The sequence below is a fragment of the Pseudomonas sp. GW822-FHT01E03 genome (assembly GCF_058802985.1).
The window spans coordinates 30,797-47,617 of record NZ_JBXAOQ010000009.1; the positions used below are offsets into that span (position 1 = coordinate 30,797).

At 60.1% G+C, this 16,821-nt stretch carries 10 protein-coding genes; 6 read left to right on the forward strand and 4 right to left on the reverse strand.

Features of this window, described 5'->3' with window-relative positions:
* Positions 1 to 225 precede the first annotated feature (225 nt).
* Both AC1RP7_RS18635 and AC1RP7_RS18640 read left to right on the forward strand, forming a co-directional pair.
* Entirely contained in the window at positions 226 to 1,164 is a 939-nt protein-coding gene (locus AC1RP7_RS18635) for an aspartyl/asparaginyl beta-hydroxylase domain-containing protein (protein WP_493183121.1), read from the forward strand.
* A gap of 481 nt (positions 1,165 to 1,645) precedes the next feature.
* Positions 1,646 to 2,509 (forward strand): DMT family transporter, encoded by an 864-nt coding sequence (locus AC1RP7_RS18640; protein WP_493183120.1) that lies wholly within the window; start codon positions 1,646 to 1,648, stop codon positions 2,507 to 2,509.
* 78 nt (positions 2,510 to 2,587) lie between these two features.
* On the opposite strand, the gene AC1RP7_RS18645 is transcribed toward AC1RP7_RS18640, so the two are convergent.
* Positions 2,588 to 3,496 (reverse strand): DMT family transporter, encoded by a 909-nt coding sequence (locus AC1RP7_RS18645; RefSeq protein WP_057715984.1) that lies wholly within the window; start codon positions 3,494 to 3,496, stop codon positions 2,588 to 2,590.
* 159 nt (positions 3,497 to 3,655) lie between these two features.
* On the opposite strand from AC1RP7_RS18645, the gene aceK reads away from it, so the two are divergent.
* The 3 genes from aceK to AC1RP7_RS18660 all read left to right on the forward strand — a co-directional run bounded on the left by aceK (position 3,656) and on the right by AC1RP7_RS18660 (position 10,908).
* Positions 3,656 to 5,374 (forward strand): bifunctional isocitrate dehydrogenase kinase/phosphatase, encoded by a 1,719-nt coding sequence (gene aceK / locus AC1RP7_RS18650; RefSeq protein WP_057715983.1) that lies wholly within the window; start codon positions 3,656 to 3,658, stop codon positions 5,372 to 5,374.
* A gap of 178 nt (positions 5,375 to 5,552) precedes the next feature.
* Entirely contained in the window at positions 5,553 to 9,464 is a 3,912-nt protein-coding gene (gene hrpA, locus AC1RP7_RS18655; protein WP_493183118.1) for an ATP-dependent RNA helicase HrpA, read from the forward strand.
* Between the two features lie 322 nt (positions 9,465 to 9,786).
* The gene (locus AC1RP7_RS18660; RefSeq protein WP_057715981.1) at positions 9,787 to 10,908 is read left to right on the forward strand and encodes a beta-ketoacyl-ACP synthase III; all 1,122 of its coding nucleotides are present in this window, start codon (positions 9,787 to 9,789) and stop codon (positions 10,906 to 10,908) included.
* 310 nt (positions 10,909 to 11,218) lie between these two features.
* On the opposite strand, the gene AC1RP7_RS18665 is transcribed toward AC1RP7_RS18660, so the two are convergent.
* A complete protein-coding gene (locus AC1RP7_RS18665) occupies positions 11,219 to 12,550 on the reverse strand; it encodes a putative porin (protein ID WP_057715980.1) in 1,332 nt (443 codons plus the stop codon).
* 281 nt (positions 12,551 to 12,831) lie between these two features.
* Between AC1RP7_RS18665 and AC1RP7_RS18670 the strand changes: the two genes are divergently transcribed.
* Positions 12,832 to 13,956 carry a GNAT family N-acetyltransferase gene (locus tag AC1RP7_RS18670; RefSeq protein WP_493183116.1) on the forward strand — a complete coding sequence of 375 codons (1,125 nt, stop codon included), beginning with the start codon at positions 12,832 to 12,834 and terminating at the stop codon, positions 13,954 to 13,956.
* A gap of 11 nt (positions 13,957 to 13,967) precedes the next feature.
* Here the strand turns inward: AC1RP7_RS18670 and aqpZ are convergent, their stop codons facing one another.
* Both aqpZ and AC1RP7_RS18680 read right to left on the reverse strand, forming a co-directional pair.
* The gene (aqpZ, locus tag AC1RP7_RS18675) at positions 13,968 to 14,666 is read right to left on the reverse strand and encodes an aquaporin Z (protein ID WP_090453724.1); all 699 of its coding nucleotides are present in this window, start codon (positions 14,664 to 14,666) and stop codon (positions 13,968 to 13,970) included.
* 301 nt (positions 14,667 to 14,967) lie between these two features.
* A complete protein-coding gene (locus tag AC1RP7_RS18680; RefSeq protein ID WP_493183114.1) occupies positions 14,968 to 16,800 on the reverse strand; it encodes an ABC transporter ATP-binding protein in 1,833 nt (610 codons plus the stop codon).
* Between the last annotated feature and the right edge of the window lie 21 nt (positions 16,801 to 16,821).

Genomic DNA, 16,821 nt, shown 5'->3' on the forward strand with positions numbered 1-16,821 from the left:
TGAGGCGTTATCGCTGGTTGCGATCCATTGATCTGTTCCGGTTGATGATGGATTGCATCAGCCAGCGTTCAGGCACCTTATGTTAATAAGTGCTTTGTTGCACATTCATTAACATTGAATGTTGAAAAGTGCAGGTTTTCACCGGGGCGGTAGTGTTTATCATGCTGGTAGCCACGTCGGGCAATGGACGTGGTGCGGTGCCGTTTATCTTCAAAGGAGTTGTCGATGATCCCGTCGTTTGCCGCGAAAGCCTCGTTGTTGTTGCTGTTTCTCGGTAGCACCCTCTATGTGCATTTGCGCGGCAAGGCGCGCCTGCCGGTTTTGCGCCAGTTCGTTAACCATTCGGCACTGTTCGCCCCCTATAACGCCCTGATGTACCTGTTTTCCGGAATACCTTCGAAACCGTATCTGGATCGCAGCAAGTTCCCGGAACTTGATGTGCTCAAGGACAATTGGGAGGTGATTCGCGACGAAGCGATGCACTTGTTCGACGAGGGGTATATCCGCGCGGCGGCAAAGAACAACGACGCCGGCTTTGGCTCGTTCTTCAAGAAGGGCTGGAAGCGCTTCTATCTCAAGTGGTACGACAAACCGCTGACTTCCGCCGAAGCCTTGTGCCCGAAAACCGTGCAACTGGTCAACAGCATTCCCAGCGTCAAAGGCGCCATGTTCGCGCTACTGCCGGGCGGTAGCCACCTCAATCCGCATCGCGATCCGTTTGCCGGTTCCCTGCGTTATCACTTGGGCCTGTCCACCCCCAATTCCGATGATTGCCGCATCTTTGTCGACGGACAGTTTTACGCCTGGCGCGATGGTGAAGACGTGATGTTCGACGAGACCTACGTGCACTGGGTCAAGAATGAAACGCAAAAGACCCGTGTCATACTGTTCTGCGATATCGAACGTCCGCTGAGCAATCGCTTCATGACCCGCATCAATCGCAGTATCAGCGCCTGGCTAGGTCGTGCGACTGCACCGCAGAACCTTGATGACGAGCGAGTAGGGGGCATCAACCGGGTCTATGCCTGGAGCAAGAACTCCAGCGATAAATTCAGTGGTGTGGTCAAGCAATGGAAGCGGCGCAATCCCGAGGCCTACCGTGTACTGCGTCCGGTACTGGCGGTGCTGGTGCTGATGTTGTTGGGGTATTGGTTGTTTGGCTAACGCCGGATACAGAATAAAAGAACCGTTCGTTGTGAGCGGTTTTTTACAGGTTTTCGCGCAATCCCTGAATGCCCCTCCAACCGCACAATGCAGACTCCGTACCGACTGTCGTAGCTGGCCTTTTGGTCGAGTCGTTGCAATCCATGTCGAACGCTGGTTATAGTCGGCGCACGGTGAGTTTCGGACTCACTTTTTTATCCCTCGAATAAAGATCAGCCCAATGCCTGCACCCCACTTCAACGCGGTAGTCGATTCAGCGGTCAACGCTGGCGTCGTGCCGTGCGGGAATCAGCAGCCGGGGCAGATCAGTCATTACCCCCCTCCTGTCAGTCGCACGCCAGTGTGCGCGGTGGTCTCACCGCCAGGCGTTGGCATTTCGGGCTGAGCAGCTGCTTTCTGCTGTTCCCCTGCCTACCTGAAAAAAACGACTGAATTTCAGCTTCGGCTGAGTTGGCTTTTTGCCTGACTACAGGTGGTATTCATGTTTGTCCTTTCGAAAAACTCCGCGCTCGCGGCGGCGTCCACGAGCCTGTTCGTTCTGCTGTGGAGCAGCGGGGCGATCTTCTCCAAATGGGGGCTGGCCCACGCGTCGCCCTTTGCCTTCCTGATGTTCCGTTTCGTCATCGCCCTGGGCGGCCTGGTGTTGCTGGTGCCGTTGCTCAAGCTGAAGTTGCCCAAGGGCGGCAAACCGATGCTGTATGCGATGGTCACCGGCGTGGTGTTGTTGGGGGCGTATCAGATTTTCTATCTGCTGGCCCTGGACCTTAAAGTCACGCCCGGGGTGATGGCGACCATCATGGGCGTGCAGCCGATTCTCACCGTAGTGATCATGGAGCGGCACCGATCAATAAGCCGGATGTTCGGTCTGGCGCTAGGCTTGGCCGGGTTGATCATGGTGGTTTACCAGGGCATCGGTTTGGCCGGCATGTCTTTGGCGGGCATGCTCTTCGGTCTGCTGGCGCTGGCGAGCATGACGTTCGGTTCGATCATGCAGAAACGCATCACCGACAATCCCCTCGGCACACTGCCGGTGCAGTATCTGGCCGGACTGCTGTTGTGCGGGATTTTCGTACCCTTCCAGCCGTTTCACTTCGAACACAGCAGTGGATTCATCCTGCCGGTGCTATGGATGGGGCTGGTGGTGTCGGTGCTGGCAACGCTATTGCTGTACCGCTTGATCGCTCGAGGCAATCTGGTGAACGTCACCAGCCTGTTTTATCTGGTGCCGGCGGTAACGGCGGTGATGGACTATCTGATCTTCGGCAATCGCCTGGCGATGTTGAGCCTGTTCGGCATGCTGCTGATCATCGTCGGTCTGGTGTTTGTGTTCCGTAAAGCCGCGTAATTGCGTGCAAACCCGCAAGGGCCTGGAGCCATGCTCCGGGCCTTTGTGATTTTTGGCGTCATCCGCAACGCCACAACACTACCGGCCAGCCACCAAACCCGGTTTCACCGCCGCCGGCTTCAACACCAACCACAACGCCAGCGCAATCAACATCCCGCCATAGACATGCGCCATCGACAGTGGCTCATCGAGAAACAACGCCCCCCACAGCACGCCGAACAGCGGGATCAAAAAGGTCGTAGTCATCGATTTCACCGGACCAATCGAGCTCAGGAGGCGGAAGTAAATAATGTACGCAAACGCCGTGCATCCAAGACCCAACCCCAGCAACGAGAGCCATACACTCCAGCCGCCCCAGGTCGCGGGTGGTTGGCTGATCACGCTGTAGCCGAACAGCGGCAGCAGGAACAATGTCGCGCCAAGCATGCTGCCCACTGCCGACAAACGGCTGTCGAGACCACCGGCCTGATCGAGCCAGCGGCGGGCCAGAAACCCCGCAAATCCATAGCAGGTGGTCGCGAGCAGGCAGGCGACGGCACCCATCAGCAGTTCCAAATCGAACGCCACCGGACCGGCGCGGGTCAGCACGCCCACACCGAACAGCCCCAGGAACACGCCGCCGAGTTTGGCGCCAGTGAGCCTTTCATGGAAAAACAGGCCGCCGATCAGCACGCCCATCAAGGGTGTCGTGGCATTGAAAATCGACGAGTAACCGGCTGGTAGCACCTGCGCAGCCACCGAATAGAGCGTCGCCGGAATCCCGGAGTTGATCACCCCGAGCAGCATCACGGTCTTGAGTTTGCCCTTGAAGTCCCAACTGATGCGCATCAGGCCGAGAATCACCAGCAGTCCGGCAGCGGCTATCGATACACGGAAAAAAGCGGTAGGAATGCTGCCGATCACCGGGGCGATAATGCGCATGAACAGAAAACTGGCCCCCCAAATGGCCGCCAGAGACAGTAAACGGAAAATATCGACGGGGTTCACAGAGCGGTCCTTCCTTGGGGGAGGGGCGAAAGTGTTGCTGAGTGTGTGATCGATGGCAACCGAAAACCGGGCATTTAATTCACCCGGAAAATTACGCTTCTCCTGCACCCGGTTCACTGGCTAAGCTCAAGCCTCCCGAATTCCCGCAGAGGTCTCACCATGCCGCAGCAATGGCCAGCCGCCGACATCGCCCGCTTGATCCTCGATGGCTTTGACGATTACCGCGAGCATTTTCGCCAGATCACCGACGGTGCCCGGGCCCGCTTCGAACAGGCCAAGTGGCAGGAAACGCAGACGGCGTCGGCGGCACGGATCAATCTGTATGAAGACAAGGTCGGTGAAACGGTGGAGCGACTGCGCACCGCGTTTGACGCCGACACCCTGGACGTCAGCTGCTGGCCGCTGGTCAAAAACGCCTACATCAGCCTGATCGACCTGCGTTTCGACGATGAGCTGTCCGAGACCTGGTACAACTCGATCTTCTGCGGGCTGTTCAGCCATGACCTGATCAGCGACGGCTGCATGTTCATCCACACCACCCGGCCGAGCCTGCGCCGCGCCCGGGCCGCACAAACCCGCACCTACAAGCCGCAAGGCCAATTGTCGGCGATGCTCGCCAGCATCTTCGCCGACTACCGTTTCAGTGAGGATTACGCCGACCTGGCCGGTGACCTGAAGCGCCTCGAAGCGCAACTGCGCGAGAACCTGCCGGATTGGGTGTGCAAGGATCCGGAGCTGAGCGTCGAGCTGTTTTCCTCGGTGCTGTACCGCAATAAAGGCGCGTACCTGGTGGGGCGCATCTACACCGCCGACGAGCAATGGCCGCTGGCAATTCCATTGCTGCACCTGGAGGGGCGCGGCATCCAGATCGATGCGCTGATCACCGATGAAGCAGACGTGTCGATCATCTTCTCGTTCACCCGCTCGTATTTCATGGTGGATGTGCCGGTGCCGGCGGAGTTCATCGGCTTTCTGCGGCGCATCCTGCCGGGCAAGCACATCGCCGAGCTGTACACCTCGATCGGCTTCTACAAGCACGGCAAGTCGGAGTTCTACCGGGCACTGATCAATCACCTGGCCAATACCGACGACCAGTTCATCATGGCCCCTGGCGTGCGCGGCATGGTCATGAGCGTGTTCACCCTGCCGGGTTTCAACACCGTGTTCAAAATCATCAAGGACCGTTTCTCGCCGTCGAAAAACGTCGACCGCGCCACGGTGATCGAAAAGTACCGCCTGGTGAAAAGCGTCGACCGGGTCGGGCGCATGGCCGATACCCAGGAGTTCGCCGACTTCCGTTTCCCCCTGAGCAAGTTCGATCCGGCGTGCCTGGAGGAACTGCTGGAAGTCGCACCATCCACAGTGTCGGTGGAAGACGATACGGTGCTGATCCGCCACTGCTGGACCGAGCGCCGCATGACCCCGCTGAACCTCTACCTGGAGAACGCCAACGAGGCGCAGGTGCGGGAGGCCTTGGAAGACTATGGGCTGGCGATCAAGCAACTGGCGGCGGCCAACATCTTTCCCGGCGACATGCTGCTGAAGAACTTCGGGGTGACCCGTCACGGTCGGGTGGTGTTCTACGACTACGACGAGATCTGCTTCCTCACCGAGGCCAATTTCCGCCACATCCCGTTGCCACGTACACCCGAAGATGAAATGGCGTCCGAACCGTGGTACTCGATCGGGCCACTGGACGTGTTCCCGGAAGAGTTTCCACCGTTCCTGTTTGCCGATTCGGGGCAACGCAAGTTGTTCGATCAGTTGCATGGCGAGTTGTACAACGCCGATTACTGGAAGAGCCTTCAGGAAGCGATTCGGGCGGGGAAGGTGATTGATGTGTTTCCGTATCGGCGTAAAGGCCTGGACAACGAGTAGTTCTCACCGACGCCATCGCGAGCAAGCTCGCTCCCACATTTGACTGTAGTGTGCCCTTATTTTGTGGTCGCTATAGATCCCGTGTGGGAGCGAGCTTGCTCGCGATCGGCCGCGCAGCGGTCGTAAAATCTGCGACAATCGCCACCCTGCGCCACTAGACGACTGAATTGCGTACCCGATGACCGACGAATCGCCCTCCATCGACAAACTGCTGAAAAACCTCGATCACGCCATGCTCGCCGACCGCCACCGGCTGCGGCGGCAGTTGCTTGAGCTGCGCAAGAAACCCGACGAGGCCAGGCTGGGCCAGTGGGTGACGCGGATGCAGGCGTCCTGTGAGCAGGTACTGGCGCGCAAGGCCAGCCTGCCGGTGATCCGTTACGACGACAGCCTGCCGATCGCCGCCAAGCGCGACGAAATCAAAAAGGCGCTGGAAAAGCATCAGGTGCTGATCATCGCCGGTGAGACCGGCTCGGGTAAAACCACCCAGTTGCCGAAGATCTGCCTGGAAATCGGTCGCGGCCAGCACGGCCTGATCGGCCACACCCAGCCCCGCCGGATCGCTGCGCGCAGCGTCGCCAGCCGGGTCGCCGAAGAACTCGGTACGCCGCTGGGCGCGTTGGTCGGCTATCAGGTGCGATTCGAGGATCAGAGCGATTCCAGCACCCTGATCAAACTGATGACCGACGGCATCCTGTTGGCGGAAACCCAGAATGATCGTTATCTGGAACGCTACGACACGATCATCGTCGACGAGGCCCACGAACGCAGCCTCAACATCGACTTCCTGCTCGGCTACCTGAAAACCCTGCTGCCGCGCCGTCCCGACCTGAAAGTCATCATCACTTCGGCAACCATCGACCTGGAGCGTTTCTCCAAGCACTTCGATGACGCGCCGATTGTCGAGGTATCCGGCCGCACCTACCCGGTGGAGACCTGGTATCGCCCGCTGACGCTTGAGCAGGACGAAGAGGGCAATCGCGTCGAGGACGATCTGACGGTGGATCAGGCGATCCTCGCCACCCTCGACGAAATCGCCGCTTATGAGCGCAGCGAACGCCGCAGCCCCGGTGACGTGCTGGTGTTCCTGCCCGGTGAACGCGAGATTCGCGACGCCGCCGACATGCTGCGCAAGGCTCAGCTCAGGCACACCGAAATCCTGCCGTTGTACGCGCGGTTGTCGCCGGCCGAGCAACAGCGGATTTTCCAGTCTCACCCAGGCCGTCGCGTGGTTCTGGCGACCAACGTTGCGGAAACCTCGCTGACCGTGCCGGGCATTCGCTACGTGATCGACAGCGGAACGGCGCGCATCAGCCGCTACAGCTACCGGGCCAAGGTCCAGCGCCTGCCCATCGAAGCCATTTCCCAGGCCAGCGCCAACCAGCGTAAAGGCCGGTGCGGACGGGTCGAGCCGGGCATCTGCGTGCGCCTGTACAGCGAAGAGGATTTCCTCGGTCGCCCGGAGTTTACCGATCCGGAAATCCTGCGCACCAACCTCGCGGCGGTCATTTTGCAGATGCTGCATCTGCGCCTCGGCGAAGTCACCGCGTTCCCGTTTATCGAGCCGCCCGATGGCAAAGCCATCAGCGACGGTTACAACCTGCTGCAAGAACTTTCGGCGGTGGACCGCAACAGCCAACTGACTCCGCTCGGTCGCCAACTGGCGCGGCTGCCGGTGGACCCGCGCATGGGCCGCATGCTGCTGGAAGCGGCGAAGCTCGGCAGCCTGCAGGAAGTGCTGATCGTCGCCAGCGCCATGTCGATCCAGGACCCGCGCGAGCGTCCGCCGGAGCGTCAGCAAGCGGCGGATCAGGCCCACGCCCAGTGGAAAGACGCCGACTCGGACTTCGCCGGGCTGGTCAATCTGTGGCGTGGTTTCGAAGAGCAGCGCCAGGCGCTGACGGCCAGTCCGCTGCGTAACTGGTGCCGCAAGAATTTCCTCAATTACCTGCGCCTGCGCGAGTGGCGCGACTCCCATCGCCAATTGAGCCTGATCTGCCGCGACATGCAGCTGAGCCTCAATAAAGAGCCGGCGGACTATCCGAAACTGCACAAAGCGGTGCTGGTGGGGTTGCTCAGCCAGATCGGCCAGAAAACCGAAGACGGCGATTACCTTGGCGCCCGTCAGCGGCGCTTCTGGATTCACCCGTCGTCGGGAATCGGCAAAAAACGCCCGCAATGGTTGATGACCGCCGAACTGGTGGAAACCACCAAGCTCTACGCGCGTATGGTCGCCAAGATCGATGCCGACTGGATCGAGCCGCTGGCCGGGCACTTGATCAAGAAGAACCACTTCGAGCCTCACTGGGAGAAGAAGCGCGGCCAGGTCGTGGCGTTCGAGCAGATCACCCTGTTCGGGTTGATCGTGGTCGGGCGCCGGCCGGTGCATTACGGCCCGGTGGATCCGGTGGTTTCACGCGAGTTGTTTATCCGCGAAGCACTGGTGCGCGGCGAGATCCAGTCGAAAGCCAAGTGCCTGACCGCCAACAAACAGCTGCTGGAACAACTCGATGAACTGGAAGCCAAGGCCCGCCGTCGAGATATCCTCGCCGACGAAGAAACCCTGTACGCCTTCTACGACGCCCGGCTGCCGGCGGAGATCCATCAGACCGCGACCTTCGACAGCTGGTACCGCATCAACAGCCAGAAAGACCCGCAGCTGCTGATCATGCGCGAAGAAGACGTGCTGGCCCGCGAAGCCAGTGAAGTCACCGCCCAGCATTACCCGGATACGCTGCACATCGGCGATCTGGAATTAGCCCTCAGCTACCACTTCGAACCGAATCACCCGCGCGACGGCGTGACCCTGCGCGTGCCGGCACCGCTGTTGCCGATGCTGCCACCGGAACGCCTGGAATGGCTGGTGCCGGGCGTCATCGAAGCCAAATGCATTGCCCTGGTGCGCAACCTGCCCAAGGCCTTGCGCAAGAATTTCGTACCGGTGCCGGACTTCGTCAAGGCGGCCTTGCAGCGCATGACCTTTGCCGAGGGCTCGCTGCCTCAGGCCTTGGGTCGCGAACTGCTGCGCATGACCGGTGCCCGCGTCAGCGATGAAGCCTGGAGCGAGGCCGCGCAGCAGGTCGAAAGTCATCTGCGGATGAACCTGGAAATCGTCGACGCCCAGGGCAAATTCCTCGGCGAAGGTCGCGATCTGGCCGAGCTCACCGCGCGTTTCGCCGAGGCCAGCCAGGCTGCATTGGCGGTGCCGCAGACCGCGAAGAGCCAGCAACCGGTGGAGCCGAAAGTGTTTGCCGCCGTGGCCGAGAAAACCCAACAGAAGATCGCCGGGCTGTCGATGACGGTCTACCCGGCGCTGGTGGAGGAAGCCGGGACGGTCAAGGAAGGGCGTTTCTCCACCCCGGCCGAAGCCGAGTTCCAGCATCGTCGTGCCCTGCAACGCTTGCTGATGCAGCAACTGGCTGAGCCTGCGAAGTTCCTGCGCGGCAAGTTGCCGGGCCTGACCGAGCTGGGCCTGCTGTACCGCGACATGGGACGGGTCGATGCGCTGGTGGAAGACATTCTGCTGGCCAGCCTCGACAGCTGCATTCTCGAAGGTGAAGACCCGCTGCCCCGTGACGGCGCCGGTCTGGCGTCCCTGGCCGAGCGCAAGCGTGGCGCCTGGACCGAGCACGCCGAACGTGTGGCGAAGCTGACCCTGGAAATCCTCAAGCTCTGGCATGGCCTGCAAAAGCGCTTCAAGGGCAAGATCGATCTCGCCCAAGCCGTGGCCCTGAACGACATCAAGCAGCAGCTCAGCTACCTGGTCTATCCGGGATTTGTCCGGGAAACGCCGATGCAGTGGCTCAAGGAGTTGCCGCGTTACCTCAAGGCGATCGAACAGCGCTTTGAAAAAATCGGTGCCCAGGTGCAGCGCGACCGGGTCTGGAGCGGCGAATTGAGCGGCCTGTGGACGCAATACCAGACCCGCGCCAGCAAACACGCCCAGGAAGGCAAGCGCGATCCGCAGCTTGAGTTGTATCGCTGGTGGCTGGAGGAATACCGGGTTTCGTTGTTTGCCCAGCAACTGGGAACCAAGGTGCCGATCTCCGACAAGCGCCTGAACAAGCAGTGGAGTCAGGTAGAGGCCTGACACACCCTTGTAGGAGCGAGCTCGCTCGCGATGGTCGTCAACGATAACGCTGGGAACCTGACACCCCGCGGCGTTCTCTGGTTCATCGCGAGCGAGCTCGCTCCTACAAGTATGTTGTCGCTCTTGCAAAAGGCGCCAAAACCCAAGGTTTATGGCAAACTTCGCGACCATAAACGCCAGTTTCGCGACCTAGAGCCTTCGACACGGTTGCGAGCAGGAATAAAGCGATGCCAGGTTTGCGTCCCCCGGATGGGAATAGACCCTTTGTGTATTGGTACGACGGTGCCAATGCTTTCTGCCTGAACAGATTAGAGACACGACCATGCATAACGTCGTCATCAGCGGCACCGGCCTGTACACCCCGGCCAATAGCATTTCCAACGAAGAGCTGGTGCAGTCTTTCAATACTTACGTCGCGCAATTCAACGCCGACAACGCCGATGCCATTGCGCGCGGTGAAGTGGAGGCATTGACCGAATCCAGCGCCGCATTCATCGAAAAAGCCTCGGGCATCAAAAGCCGCTTTGTCATGGACAAGGATGGCATCCTCGACCCGCAGCGCATGGCCCCACGCCTGCCGGAGCGCTCCAACGACGAGTGGTCGGTGCTGTGCCAGATGGCCATCGGCGCGGCCGAACAAGCCTTGCAGCGCGCCGGCAAGACCGCCGCGGACATCGACGGCGTGATCGTCGCCTGTTCCAACCTGCAGCGCGCCTATCCAGCCATTGCCATCGAAGTCCAGGAAGCGCTGGGCATCCAGGGTTTCGGTTTCGACATGAACGTGGCGTGCTCCTCGGCGACCTTCGGTATCCAGACCGCCGCCAACAGCGTGCAGCTGGGCCAGGCCCGGGCGGTCCTGATGGTCAACCCGGAGGTCTGCACCGGCCACCTGAACTTCCGTGACCGCGACAGCCACTTCATCTTCGGTGACGCTGCCACCGCGGTGATCATCGAGCGTGCTGACCTGGCGACGTCCAAGTACCAGTTCGACATCGTCAGCACCAAGCTGCTGACCAAGTTCTCCAACAACATCCGCAACAACTTCGGCTTCCTCAACCGCGCGGCGGAAGAGGGCATCGGTGCCAAGGACAAACTGTTCGTGCAGGAAGGCCGCAAGGTGTTCAAGGAAGTCTGCCCGTTGGTTGCCGAGCTGATCGGTGAGCATCTGCAGGAAAACCAGCTCAACGTCAGCGACGTGAAGCGCTTCTGGCTGCACCAGGCCAACCTCAGCATGAACCACCTGATCGTCAAGAAGCTGCTGGGCCGCGACGCCACCGAACAGGAAGCGCCGGTGATTCTCGACACCTACGCCAACACCAGTTCCGCCGGTTCCGTGATTGCGTTCCACAAGAACCAGGACGATCTGGCTGCAGGTTCGCTGGCCGTGCTCAGCTCGTTCGGTGCCGGTTATTCGATTGGTAGCGTGTTGCTGCGCAAGCGCTGAGTTTGTTTTAACTGTCGCAGCTGCGATTTTTTTTGGCAGGGCTTTTGTGGCGAGGGGGCTTGCCCCCGTTCGGCGACGAAGTCGACGTAGAACAGGCTGATACGGTATGTCTGTCAAATTGCAGTGGCCGGGTTTGGGATCGCTTCGCGATCCAACGGGGGCAAGCCCCCTCGCCACAATGAATATGTGCAGGCGGGGATATGAAAACAGCCTGGCGTTGTTATATCGGAGGATGATGGGGACCGAGATAACAACGACAGGCTGTAAAAGCGTCCCGGGCTTCCTTGCCCGAGTCGTATAGCGGGGTGAATCAGAACTTGGCTTCGGCATCCAGTTGCAGGGTGTTGATGTCCGAATCGGTTTTCTTGATGTTGGCGTTGGTCTGGTCCGAGGTCGCCATGTAGTAGGTCGCGCCCAGGGTGAAGTTCTTGTCCAGTTCGTAGCTCACTTTCAGCTTGCTGCCGCGCGAACCGGTGAAGCCGTTGGCGAAGTCGGAGTCGGTGAAGGCGCCCACCACAGCGTTACGCTGTACGTCGCGGTAGTTGTAGTCCACGCCGAAGCCGTAAAGCTTGGTCTTGACACCGGCCAACCAGCCAGTGTCCTGGTCGTTGCTGGCATCGGCGTTGTTGACGTACTGACCGTACAGCGACAGCGGTACTGGCAGGTTGGAGAAGTCCAGCTGGCCAAAGCCTTCGTACAGTTTGAACTGTTCGCCCGGGCTGTTGCCGTTGACGGCCAGTGCGCACGGCGTGGTGACGGTGCCGCTGGTAGGGCAGGCGCTGCTGTCATCGTTGTCGTAGGCGTAGAGACTGCCGCCCAAGGTCATTTTCATGCTGTCGGTGATGGCGAAGCGACCACCCAACTGGCCGGCATACAGGCGCAGGTCGTGCTTGAACTGCACGCCTTCACCGTCGACGTTGTCCTTGAGGGTGTAGTGACCGGCGCTGCCGAACAGCTCGGTGCTGCCGCTCAGCGGGTACTTGTAGGTAACGGCCAGACCTTCCGGGCTGATGTCGCTATCCCAGATGATGTCGCCCATGCTCACCCATTGTTGCGGCATCTTGCCGCCAACCAGGTGCAGGTTCTTGATCGCGTCCGGGTGGTAGTCGACGTAACCCTGGTCCAGCCAGATCTGCTTCTTGTCGAAGTAGTTGTCCAGGCTCTGGTTGGTGGATCGAGCGTCGTCGTTGTTGCCGGTGGCGATACGGATACCGGTGTCGACTTGCGGGTTGATTTCGGTGTAGGCACCCAGGCGGGCACGAATGCGCTGACGGTCCTGGTCTTTGTTGTTGGATACGCCATCGTTGTGGACGGTTTCCTGACGGAAGCGCACGTCGCCCTTGAACTGGGTCTTGGCAGCCCAGGCCAGTTTCTGGTCGAAAGCGCTCAGTGTGTCGGTTTTCTTCGCGGTGGCCGCGATTTGCTCGTTGGTCTCTTGCTGAGCCTGACGGGCGATCTGCTGTTCTTTCTGATCCCTGGCCAGCTCGGCTTGCAGTTCGCTGTACTGCGCGCTGGTGATCGAGCCGTTAGCCTTGAGCATGTCGAGCAGTTTGGCGTCGACTGCGGCACTGGCCGGAACACTCATGGCCAGCAACAGGCCACCGCACAAGGCCGCCGCAGTTTTCGTGGAAGCAAGACGCATATCAATCTCCGAAGATGAGAGGGGATGACAGAGCCATCCGGGACACAACCGACCATAAGGGGGCGGAAAACAGTGGCCGGGTATAACCCGGCGCTCTAAAAACAGGCGCCAGTATCGCGATGGTTTATTACAGAGCAGTGGCAATGTGATGTCATGTCGATGACGATACAAAGCTGCCGTGAACTATTGAGTTAGAGCGCTGTCGTCGTTTTGCCCGTGTGCATTGCAGAGCGATAGGCGATACTCGCGGGGCTTTCACGCCATGAAGAGTGAGGATGGTGATGCCGTTGCAACGCCTGCAAAAACTGTCAGAAATCGCCCCGCAGACGTGGGACGCACTGGTGCCCGAGACTCAGCCTTTTCTGCGTCACGCCTTTTTGAGCGCACTGGAAGACAGCGGCAGCGTCGGACCCCATACTGGCTGGCAGCCCGAGCATTTATTGCACGTCGAAGGGGATCGACTGATCGCCGCGCTCCCCGGTTATCGCAAGTGGCATTCCTATGGCGAGTACGTGTTCGATCACGCCTGGGCCGATGCCTGTGAACGTGCCGGCATCGACTACTACCCCAAGCTGTTGAGCGCGGTGCCGTTCAGTCCGGTCACCGGGCCGCGGCTGTTGGCGACCACGGTCGAAGACGGCTTCGAGTTGTTGAAAAGCCTGCCGGGCTACCTGGAGCTTGAAGGGCTCTCCAGTGCTCACATCAATTTCACCGATCCGTTCACCGACGCGGCACTGAGCGAGCAACCGGGCTGGCTGCAGCGCGTTGGCTGTCAATACCACTGGCAGAATCGCGGCTACCGGGATTTCCAGGACTTCCTCGACGTGCTCAGTTCGCGCAAGCGCAAACAGATGCGCAAGGAGCGCGAGCAGGTGGCCGGCCAGGGTTTCGAGTTCGAATGGCTGGAGGGGCGGGACCTGAGCCAGGCGCAATGGGATTTCGTCTATGCCTGCTACGCCAATACGTACGCGGTGCGCCGGCAAGCGCCGTACCTGACGCGGGAGTTTTTCAGCCTGCTGGCCGAGCGCATGCCGGAGTCGATTCGCGTGGTACTGGCCAAACAGGGTTCACGGCCGGTGGCGATGGCGTTCAGTCTGGTGGGGGGCGACAGTTTTTATGGCCGTTATTGGGGATGCCTGGCGGAGTTCGATCGCCTGCATTTCGAGACCTGTTTCTACCAGGGTATGGACTATGCCATTGCCAATGGTTTCCAGCGTTTCGATGCCGGAGCCCAGGGCGAGCACAAACTGATTCGCGGATTCGAGCCAGTCATTACGCATTCCTGGCACTACTTGCGGCATTCGGGATTGAAAGCTGCGGTGAAAGATTTCCTGGAGCAGGAGCGGCTGGGGGTGCTGGCTTATGCAGAAGATGCGAAGTCAGCCTTGCCTTATCGACAAGGCTGAACTTCAGCGTGTCAGCTTTCTTCCTTGCCCAGCCAGCGATACAGCACGCCACCGACCACTGCACCCAGTAGCGGCGCGACCCAGAACATCCACAGTTGTTGAATCGCCCAGCCGCCGACGATCAGCGCCGGGCCGGTGCTGCGCGCCGGGTTGACTGAAGTGTTGGTGACCGGGATCGAGATCAGGTGGATCAACGTCAGCCCCAGGCCGATGGCAATGGGTGCCAGTCCTGCCGGTGCACGTTTGTCGGTGGCGCCGAGGATGATCAGGATGAACATCGCGGTCATCACCAGTTCACAGACAAACCCTGCCGCCATCGAATAGCCGCCAGGCGAGTGTTCGCCGTAGCCGTTGGACGCCAGGCCTCCCGCCAGTTCGAAACCGGGTTTGCCGCTGGCAATGAAGTACAGCAGCGCGGCGGCAATCACACCGCCAATGACCTGGGCAATGATGTAGGCTGGCAATTCCTTGGCCGGAAACCGCCCACCCACCACCAGGCCGAGGGATACCGCGGGGTTGAGATGACAACCGGAAATATGGCCAATGGCAAAAGCCATGGTCAGCACTGTCAGGCCAAACGCGAAGGACACCCCGAGCAGACCGATCCCCACCTCCGGAAAAGCCGCCGCCAACACTGCGCTGCCGCAACCACCCAACACCAGCCAGAACGTACCTACCAACTCAGTCGCCGAACGTTTTAACAGAGACATAGGAGAGTGCCCTTTCGAGATTATGCTGCCTTTAGCATCCAGCCGATGGACTGCAGAACCATCTCCAGAACGTTGAAGTCAGTACAGCACGGTTTTTTCAGAATTCCAGCAGGCACAAAAAACCGCCAGGGCCCGTTGTTGGCGGGCCCTGGCGGTTATTTCGATCTTCGGTATGGCGCTTATCCCTGTGGGAGCGAGCTTGCTCGCGATGACGGAGTATCAGTCGACAATGATGTTGTCTGACGCACCGCTATCGCGAGCAAGCTCGCTCCCACAGGGATTGGTGTGTTGATCCAATGGATCAATCGATCCCGACAAACCCACCGGTCTGGTGTTGCCACAACCGCGCATACAAACCGCCATGGGCGAGCAGCTCGGCGTGGGTTCCGGTTTCGGCGATCTTGCCGTTTTCCAGCACCACCAGCCGGTCCATCCGGGCGATGGTCGAGAGCCGGTGAGCGATGGCGATCACGGTTTTGCCCTGCATCAGGGTCTCGAGACTTTCCTGGATCGCTGCTTCGACTTCCGAGTCCAGTGCCGACGTGGCCTCATCCATGATCAGGATCGGCGCGTCCTTGAGCAGTACCCGGGCGATGGCGATGCGCTGGCGCTGGCCGCCGGAGAGTTTCACCCCGCGCTCACCGACGTGGGCATCGAAACCGGTACGGCCTTCAGCGTCCGACAACGAAGGAATGAAACCGTCAGCCCGGGCCTTGTGCACCGCTTCCCAGAGTTGGGCGTCGGTGGCGTCGGGTTTGCCATACAGCAGGTTGTCACGGATCGAGCGGTGCAGCAGCGAGGTGTCCTGGGTGATCATGCCGATGCGTTCGCGCAGGCTTTCCTGGCTGACGTCGGCGATGTTCTGGCCGTCGATCAGGATGCGTCCGCCTTCGACGTCGTACAGGCGAAGCAGCAGGTTCACCAGGGTTGACTTGCCGGCGCCGGAAGGGCCGATCAGGCCGATTTTCTCGCCAGCCTTGATGCTCAGGTTGAGGTCGCCGATGATCCCGCTCTGCTTGCCGTAGTGGAAATCCACCTGTTCGAAGCGTACTTCGCCACGGGCCACCGCCAGGGGTTTGGCCTGGTCGCGGTCGGTGACGCTGACCGGTTGCGAGATGGTCTGCAGACCGTCCTGCACCATGCCGATGTTTTCGAAGATGCCGGTGACCACCCACATGATCCAGCCGGACATGTTGACGATGCGGATCACCAGGCCGGTGGCCAGGGCAATCGCCCCGACGCTGATCAACGACTGCGTCCACAACCACAGGGCCAGGCCGGTGGTACAGACGATCAGCAAGCCGTTCGTGCTGGTGATGACCACGTCCATGCTGGTGACCACACGGCCAGCCAGTTGCGCCTTTTCGGTCTGTTCCTTGATCGCTTCGCGGGCGTATTGCTGCTCGAAGTTGGTGTGGGCGAACAATTTCAGGGTGGTGATGTTGGTGTAGCCGTCGACAATCCGCCCCATGAGTTTGGAGCGCGCATCGGACGCCACCACCGAGCGATCCTTGACCCGTGGCACGAAGTAACAGAGGGCGCCGATGAAGGCGAAGATCCAGGTCAACAGCGGGATCATCAGGCGCCAGTCGGCTTCGGCGAACAGCACCAGGGAACTGATGGCGTAGATCAGCACATGCCACAACGCATCCACGGCCTGCACGGCGGAATCGCGCAGTGAGTTGCCGGTTTGCATGATGCGTTGGGCGATGCGCCCGGCGAAGTCGTTCTGGAAGAAATTCAGGCTCTGCTTGAGCACGTAGCTGTGGTTCTGCCAGCGGATCATGCTGGTCATGCTGGGGCTCAGGGTCTGGTGCACCAGCAGGTCATGCAGGCCCACGAAGATGGGGCGCAGCACCAGCGCAACCATCACCATCCAGGTCAGTTCGAGGGCGTGATCCTGGAACAGATTGATGTTCGGCGTGCCTTGGGCCAGGTCGATGATACGGCTCAGGTAGCTGAACAATGCCACCTCGATCAGCGCGCCAATCAGGCCGACGATCAGCAGGGCGGCGAAGCTCGGCCAGACCTGCTTGAGGTAATAAGTGTAGAAAGGGAAAACCCGGTCCGGCGGAGACGCCGTCGGTGCTTCGCGGAACACATCGATCAGTTTTTCAAAGCGGCGATAAAGCATTGGTTGTTCGCCCGCGAGCGG

What these genes read in the sequence shown, in the direction of transcription:
- AC1RP7_RS18635 (WP_493183121.1), top strand. Translation starts at nt 226, where the DNA reads ATGATCCCGTCGTTTGCCGCGAAAGCCTCGTTGTTGTTGCTGTTTCTC.
- AC1RP7_RS18640 (WP_493183120.1), top strand. Translation starts at nt 1,646, where the DNA reads ATGTTTGTCCTTTCGAAAAACTCCGCGCTCGCGGCGGCGTCCACGAGC.
- AC1RP7_RS18680 (WP_493183114.1), bottom strand. Translation starts at nt 16,800, where the DNA reads ATGCTTTATCGCCGCTTTGAAAAACTGATCGATGTGTTCCGCGAAGCA.
- AC1RP7_RS18660 (WP_057715981.1), top strand. Translation starts at nt 9,787, where the DNA reads ATGCATAACGTCGTCATCAGCGGCACCGGCCTGTACACCCCGGCCAAT.
- aqpZ (WP_090453724.1), bottom strand. Translation starts at nt 14,666, where the DNA reads ATGTCTCTGTTAAAACGTTCGGCGACTGAGTTGGTAGGTACGTTCTGG.
- AC1RP7_RS18670 (WP_493183116.1), top strand. Translation starts at nt 12,832, where the DNA reads ATGCCGTTGCAACGCCTGCAAAAACTGTCAGAAATCGCCCCGCAGACG.
- hrpA (WP_493183118.1), top strand. Translation starts at nt 5,553, where the DNA reads ATGACCGACGAATCGCCCTCCATCGACAAACTGCTGAAAAACCTCGAT.
- aceK (WP_057715983.1), top strand. Translation starts at nt 3,656, where the DNA reads ATGCCGCAGCAATGGCCAGCCGCCGACATCGCCCGCTTGATCCTCGAT.
- AC1RP7_RS18665 (WP_057715980.1), bottom strand. Translation starts at nt 12,550, where the DNA reads ATGCGTCTTGCTTCCACGAAAACTGCGGCGGCCTTGTGCGGTGGCCTG.